This window comes from Micromonospora sp. MP36 (assembly GCF_008119785.1).
Classification (GTDB): Bacteria; Actinomycetota; Actinomycetes; order Mycobacteriales; family Micromonosporaceae; genus Micromonospora.
Map to the genome: position 1 here is coordinate 33,909 of NZ_VSFA01000065.1, position 6,489 is coordinate 40,397.

A 6,489-nucleotide genomic window follows, 5' to 3' on the forward strand; every position below is an offset into this window, starting at 1 on the left:
GACCAGGATCACAGACTCCCGTACGTCGAGGTGGCCCACGGCGCGGCAAGCCGGCCTCGGCCTGACGGAAGGCTTCAGGTGACTTCGGTAGAAAAAGCACTGCCCCGGGTGGGCAGATCTGGCACAGCGACCCGGTCGCCGGCCAGACCGGGCTGGCGGATGGCCCTGTTGAACGTACTCGCCGTCGTGCTCGGCATCGCCGGCTGGGCGGCCCTGGCCGCAGCCGGTGTCTCCGGGCTGCCCGGCCCACAGGCCGTCGCCGTACGGGCCGGGGAGCTGCTGGCCGACGGCACTCTGCTGACCGACGCAGCGGCGAGCCTGCGGCGGGTGCTGATCGGCTTCACGCTGGGCAGCGCGCTCGCGGTGCCGGTCGGCTTCCTGATGGGGTGGTACGCGACGGCGCGCGGGCTGATCGAACCGTACATCCAGTTTTTCCGGACGATCCCCCCGCTGGCCATCATCCCGCTCGCGATCGTGCTCCTGGGCATCGAGGAGACCCCGAAGATCTTCGTGATCTTCCTGGCCGCCTTCCTCTCCTGCGTGGTCGCCACCTTCCAGGGCGTGGTCAGCGTGGACAACACCCTGATCAACGCGGCCCGGGTGCTCGGCGCCGGCGACGCAGTCGTGTTCCGCCGCGTCGTAGTGCCGGCGTCGACGCCGTTCATCCTCGTCGGCATGCGCGTCGGCCTGGGGGCCGCGTGGGCGACCCTGGTCGCCGCCGAACTGATCGCGGCCCAGGAGGGCCTCGGCTACCGCATGCAACAGGCCCAGATCTACTACGACCTCGCCACCATCTTCGTCGGTCTGATCACCATCGGCGTGCTTGGCCTGATCATGGACCGACTGCTGCTGATGGCCGAGAGGCGCCTCACCGGATGGCAGGAGCGGCGATGACCACCAAGATCTCATTCCGCTCGGTCAGCCGCACCTTTCAGGTCGGGGACAACGAGTTCCAGGCCCTGGACCGCGTCGACCTCGACATCGCCGACCGCGAGTTCGTGACCGTCGTCGGGCCCTCCGGCTGCGGCAAGTCGACCCTGCTCAACATCGCCGCTGGACTGATCGAACCGACCGACGGCGAGGTACGGGTCGACGACCGCCCGGTCGCCGGACCCGGCCCCGACCGCGGCGTGATCTTCCAGCAGTACGCCCTCTTCCCCTGGCTCACCGTGCAGCAGAACGTCGAGTTCGGGCTCAAGGTCGCGAAGGTCGCCCGCGCCGAGCGACGGCAACGGGCCCGGCACTTCATCGACCTGGTCGGCCTGAGCGACTTCGCCGACGCCCTGCCCAAGACGCTGTCCGGCGGTATGCGGCAACGGTGTGCGATCGCCCGGGCGTACGCGGTCAACCCCAACATCCTGCTCATGGACGAGCCGTTCGGCGCGCTGGATGCGCTGACCCGCGTACAGCTGCAGGATCAACTGCTCGCCACCTGGACCGCCGAGCAGCGCACCGTCATGTTCATCACCCACGACGTCGACGAGGCCGTCTACCTGGCCAACCGGGTCATCGTCATGGCCGCCCGCCCCGGGCGGCTCCACGAGGTCATCGACGTCGACCTACCCCATCCCCGCACCGAGGCCATCCGGTTGTCCGAGCGGTTCACCGCCATCCGCAACCGGGTGTGGCACGCCGTCTACCACCAGACCCCCTTGGAAGGAACACCAAGATGAGCAGCATGTCGCGCCGCACGGTACTGACCGGGTTCGCGGGCATCGGCGCCGCACTCACCCTGGGCGCATGTGGCAAGGACGAAGCCTCCGGTGGCGCCGGTGCTGGCGGATCGGCGGTGAAGGTCGGCTACATCGCCGACTTCACCGGCGCCAGCCTGATGGCCATCGCCGAGGAGAAGGGGCTGTGGTCCAAGCACGGCCTGAAGCCGCAGCTGAAGGTCTTCACCAACGGGCCGCTTCAGGTGCAGGCCCTCGGCGCCGGCGACCTGGACTTCGGATACATCGGTCCCGGCGCGATGTGGCTGCCGGCCAGCGGCAAGGCGCGCGTCGTCGCGATCAACTCCCTCGGATTCGCCGACCGGATCATCGCCCAACCGGGCATTTCCACCATCGCCTCGCTGACGGGCAAGCGGGTGGGCGTGCCCGAGGGCACGTCCGGCGACATGATCCTGCGCCTGGCACTGCGGCGCGAGGGGCTGACCATCGACGACGTCAAGAAGGTGGCGATGGACCCGAGCACCGTCGTGACCGCCTTCGCCGCGAAGCAGATCGACGCCGCCGGCATCTGGTACCCACTGATCGGCACCATCAAGCAGCGGGTGCCGGACCTGGTCGAGATCGCCAAGAACGAGGACTTCTACCCGCAGCTGAGCTTCCCGTCGGCCTACATCGGGCGCAACGAGGTCGTCACCGGCAGCCCCGAGGTAGTCAAGAAGGTGGTCGCGCTGCTGCGGGAGGCCAACGACGCGCGGGTGGCCGACCTCGACAAGGCCGTCGAGCTCACCGCGGCGTTCCTCAAGGCCCCGGCCGACCAGCTGCGCTCCGAGGCACGCAACGCGCGCTTCCTCAGCTCGGCGGAGCTTGCCGCGAAGTCCAAGGACGGAACGGTCACCGGCTGGCTCAACGGGCTCAACGGGCTGTTCAAGGAGCTCGGCAAGCTCACCAGTGAGGTCGACCCCGCCAGCTACTACGACGCCGCCACGTACACCGCCTGAACCCAGCGTTCGGCGACGGTGCGGTCGCCGAACCGTCGTTCCACAAGCTCAGGAAAGAGGGGCCAGTGGGTCCGAACATCGTCTTCATCATGGCCGACGACCATGCGGCGCACGCGATCAGCGCGTACGGCAGCAAGCTCAACAAGACGCCGCACATCGACCGGATCGCGGCCGGCGGGATGCTGCTGGAGAACTGCTTCTGCACCAACTCGCTGTGCGCGCCGAGCCGCGCGACGATCCTCACCGGCACCTACAACCATGTGAACGGGGTGCGCACCCTGGCCACCGAGTTCGACAACCAGCAGCTGGTCTTCCCGCAGTTGCTAGGTCGCGCGGGATATCAGACCGCGCTGGTGGGCAAGTGGCATCTCGGGCACGGACCCGCGCACGACCCACGCGGGTTCGACTACTGGGAGGTGGTGCCGGGTCAGGGCCGCTACCGTGACCCGGTCTTCATCGGGATGGACGGCGTCGAACGGATCCGGCCCGGGTACTGCACGAACATCATCACCGATCTCGCCATCCGCTGGCTGGACGAGCGCGACCGGGACCGGCCGTTCTGCCTGCTGGTGCACCACAAGGCGCCGCACCGCAACTGGGAACCCGACGACAAGCACCGGGACATGTACCTCGAGGACCTTCCGGTGCCGGCCACGTTCGCCGACGACCACGCCGGGCACGCGGCCGCTGCCCGGGCCGCCCGGATGCGCGTCGACCGGGACCTGACCCTCAACGACGTGAAGGAGCTGCTGCCGCCGCACCTGGACGCGGACGAGGCGGCGCTGTGGCACTACCAGCGCTACATCAAGGACTACCTGCGCTGCGTGGCCAGCGTCGACGACAACGTCGGCCGGCTGCTGGACTACCTCGACGAGCACGGCCTCACCGACGACACGATCGTGGTCTACACCTCCGATCAGGGGTTCTTCCTCGGCGACCACGGCTGGTACGACAAGCGGTTCATGTACGAGGAGTCCCTGCGGATGCCGTTCCTCATCCGCTACCCGGCGGAGATCCCGGCCGGCACCACCTGCGACGCCCTCGCGATGAACGTCGACTTCGCCCAGACGTTCCTCGACTACGCCGGCGTGCCGGCCGACGAACGCATGCAGGGGCGCTCGCTACGCCCCCTGCTACGCGGGGACGAGGTGTCCGACTGGCGTGAGTCGGTCTACTACCGCTACTGGGAGCACGACGACGCGGAGCACCACGTCTGGGCCCACTACGGCGTACGCACCCACGATCACAAGCTCGTCTACTACTACGCCGACGGGCTCGGCATCCCCGGCACCTCCGACAACCCGCAGGAGCCGGAGTGGGAACTGTTCGACCTACGCACCGACCCGTGGGAGCTGCACAGCGTGTACGACGACCCGGCGTACGCCCGCGTGCGCGCCGAACTGACCACGGAGCTCGCCCGGGTCCAGGCGGAGTGCGGCGACACACCATGGACGCCAATTGAATCGGAAGGGAGTGCGCCGCGATGAGTGACCGCAATTGGCTCATGGCGACGATCGCGGTCCTGGCCGCATCGGCCGCCGGGCTCGCGTCCACGCCGAACTCCGCCGCCGCCGAGCCACCGGAGCCGGACGCGGTCTTCGTCGACTGCTCGCAGTCCGGATCGGAGGGCTCCGGTTCGCGGCTCGACCCGTTCAGCTCGCTGACACAGGTCAACGCCCTGACCCTCGCCCCGGGGACCAGCGTGCGACTCAAGCGGGGCAGCACGTGCACCGGCACGCTGGCACCACACGGCTCCGGCACAGCGCAGCAGCCGATCACCATCGCCTCCTACGGTGAACCCGCGGCGCCGAAGGCGCGGATCGACGCCGGCGGCGCCACCGAGGCCGTGCTGCTCCGCAACGTCGCGCACATCGAGGTCCGCGACCTGGAACTCACCGCCCGGGGTGACAACACCAGCACCCGACGGGGCGTGTACGTCATCGCCGAGGACGCCGGCACCGTCACCGGGATCGTGCTGCGCCGGCTCGACGTGCACGACGTACAGGGCATCGTCAACGGTCCCCGGACCGCGAACGGCAAGTTCGGCAACGCCTCTGGCGGCATCGTCGTGGAGGCCGCCGGATCAACCGTGCCCACCTCGTTCAGCGGTCTGCGGATCCTCGACAACAGGATCTGGCACGTCGACCGCGAAGGCATCTACACCTGGTCGAACTGGTGCAATCGCCCCGAGCTCGGCGGCTTCTGGGCCGGGCTGTGCACGGCGCCGTGGCACCCCTCCACCGGCATGCTGGTCCGCGGCAACATCCTCACCGACATCGGCGGCGACGGCATCGCGGTCAAGATGAACACCGACGCCCTGGTGGAGCGCAACAGCCTGGACGGCTACAACATGCGCTCCGGCACCTACAACGCCGGCATGTGGACGGCGAACTCCGAGCGCGTCACCTTCCAGCACAACGTCGCAGCGCACGGCCGCACCACCCTCGACGGCATGGCCTGGGACATCGACCACGCCACCCGCGACATCGTGTTCCAGTACAACCTCAGCCACGACAACGAAGGCGGCTGGCTGCTGCTGTGCCCGACCAGCACCGGCATCCGCGACTTTGTCGTCCGCTACAACATCAGCGTCAACGACCACCATCGCGGCGTGGAGAACTGCAGCGGCCACGTCGAGTCGGGCCTGGTCCACAACAACACGATCTACCTCGGCGACGGCGTGACCCAGGTCGTCGTCAACGAGAACAACACCCAACCACGTAACGTCCGGTTCGCCGACAACCTCGTCGTCCGCACCGGCACCGGCCGCGCGTCATACCGCCTGATGAGCGGCCGGGTCACTTTCGACCACAATCTCTTCGACGGCCTGCCCGCACCCGCCAACGCAACAGACACGGTCACCGAGGACCCGCAGCTGCGCGCTCCCGGCGGCGTCGACCCGGCCGGCTACCGGCTGCGCGACGACTCCCCCGCGGTCGGAGCCGGCGCGGTCATCCCCGACAACGGCGGCCACGACTACTTCGGCAACGTGGTTCCAGTCACCCAGCCACCCGCAATCGGTGCCCACCAGCCCGACTGCGGGTCGGACCTGTGTCACGACACGCATGGCGGCTCATCGTGACGCCGTGGCATCCGAGCGTTGCGTACGAAGGTGACGTGGAGCCCGATCCGCGCTTCACCCTCGCCAATGAGCGCACGCTGCTCGCGTGGCTTCGAACCTCCCTCGGACTGGTCGTCGCCGGGCTGGCGATCACCGCGGCGACCGACCTCCTCGCCAACAAGGTGCTGACCGGAAGCCTGGCAACGGCGTGCTGCAGCCTCGGCCTGGTCGTGTGTGTTCTGGCGTACCGACGATGGATGGAAATCGAGCGCGCCCTACGCCGTCGCCGGCCCATTCCGGCCCCGACCGCGGCGCCGCTGCTCGCCGGAACGCTGTGTGTCGTCGCGGTGACCGCGGCCGTCGCCGCCGCGCTGGTCGTGCTGTGACCGACGACCACGGGCTCGCGTACGAGCGCACCATGCTGGCCTGGCGCCGCTTCACGCTCAGCTTGGCTGCGGCCGGGCTGGGGGCCGCGAAACTGGCCTCGGCCGAAATTTCCGCAACCGTGGCGGTGAGCACCGCGGTCGGGGTGTCGGGCTGCGCTGGCATCGCCATCGCACTGACCTGCCTGAGCTTGTCGAGGCCCGCCCGGAGGCGATCCTTGACCGTCTTCACGAGCACGGTCGGCACCGCCGCCCTCGCGGTGGTGGGCCTCGTCGCCGTCCTGTTACGGCTCTGAACCATCGGTCCCACGGCCCGCCGTCACCGTCGGTATCAGACTCGGCGACGGGCACGCCGGGTGCCCGGAATGCGCGCCGGC

General features: G+C 69.0%; 7 protein-coding genes. All 7 read left to right on the forward strand.

Annotated elements, in window-relative coordinates:
* The first annotated feature begins 159 nt into the window (after positions 1 to 159).
* The 7 genes from FXF52_RS29180 (at position 160) to FXF52_RS29205 (ending at position 6,408) form a co-directional block, all read left to right on the forward strand.
* Positions 160 to 894, forward strand: coding sequence for an ABC transporter permease (locus tag FXF52_RS29180; RefSeq protein WP_148801543.1), 735 nt, complete (start codon positions 160 to 162; stop codon positions 892 to 894).
* Positions 891 to 1,673: an ABC transporter ATP-binding protein gene (locus tag FXF52_RS29185; RefSeq protein WP_148801544.1), complete on the forward strand. Its 783-nt coding sequence runs from the start codon at positions 891 to 893 to the stop codon at positions 1,671 to 1,673. The genes FXF52_RS29180 and FXF52_RS29185 overlap by 4 nt, the downstream gene beginning before the upstream one ends.
* Positions 1,670 to 2,668, forward strand: coding sequence for an aliphatic sulfonate ABC transporter substrate-binding protein (locus FXF52_RS29190; RefSeq protein WP_222870739.1), 999 nt, complete (start codon positions 1,670 to 1,672; stop codon positions 2,666 to 2,668). Before FXF52_RS29185 ends, FXF52_RS29190 begins: the two co-directional genes overlap by 4 nt.
* 65 nt (positions 2,669 to 2,733) lie before the next feature.
* Positions 2,734 to 4,155, forward strand: a complete 1,422-nt coding sequence (locus FXF52_RS29195; RefSeq protein WP_255472455.1) for a sulfatase — start codon at positions 2,734 to 2,736, stop codon at positions 4,153 to 4,155.
* A complete protein-coding gene (locus FXF52_RS41910; RefSeq protein ID WP_187413772.1) occupies positions 4,152 to 5,750 on the forward strand; it encodes a right-handed parallel beta-helix repeat-containing protein in 1,599 nt (532 codons plus the stop codon). The genes FXF52_RS29195 and FXF52_RS41910 overlap by 4 nt, the downstream gene beginning before the upstream one ends.
* A 35-nt stretch (positions 5,751 to 5,785) precedes the next feature.
* Positions 5,786 to 6,115: a YidH family protein gene (locus FXF52_RS41915; protein WP_187413773.1), complete on the forward strand. Its 330-nt coding sequence runs from the start codon at positions 5,786 to 5,788 to the stop codon at positions 6,113 to 6,115.
* Positions 6,112 to 6,408: a DUF202 domain-containing protein gene (locus FXF52_RS29205; RefSeq protein ID WP_187413774.1), complete on the forward strand. Its 297-nt coding sequence runs from the start codon at positions 6,112 to 6,114 to the stop codon at positions 6,406 to 6,408. The genes FXF52_RS41915 and FXF52_RS29205 overlap by 4 nt, the downstream gene beginning before the upstream one ends.
* The last annotated feature ends 81 nt before the right edge of the window (positions 6,409 to 6,489 follow it).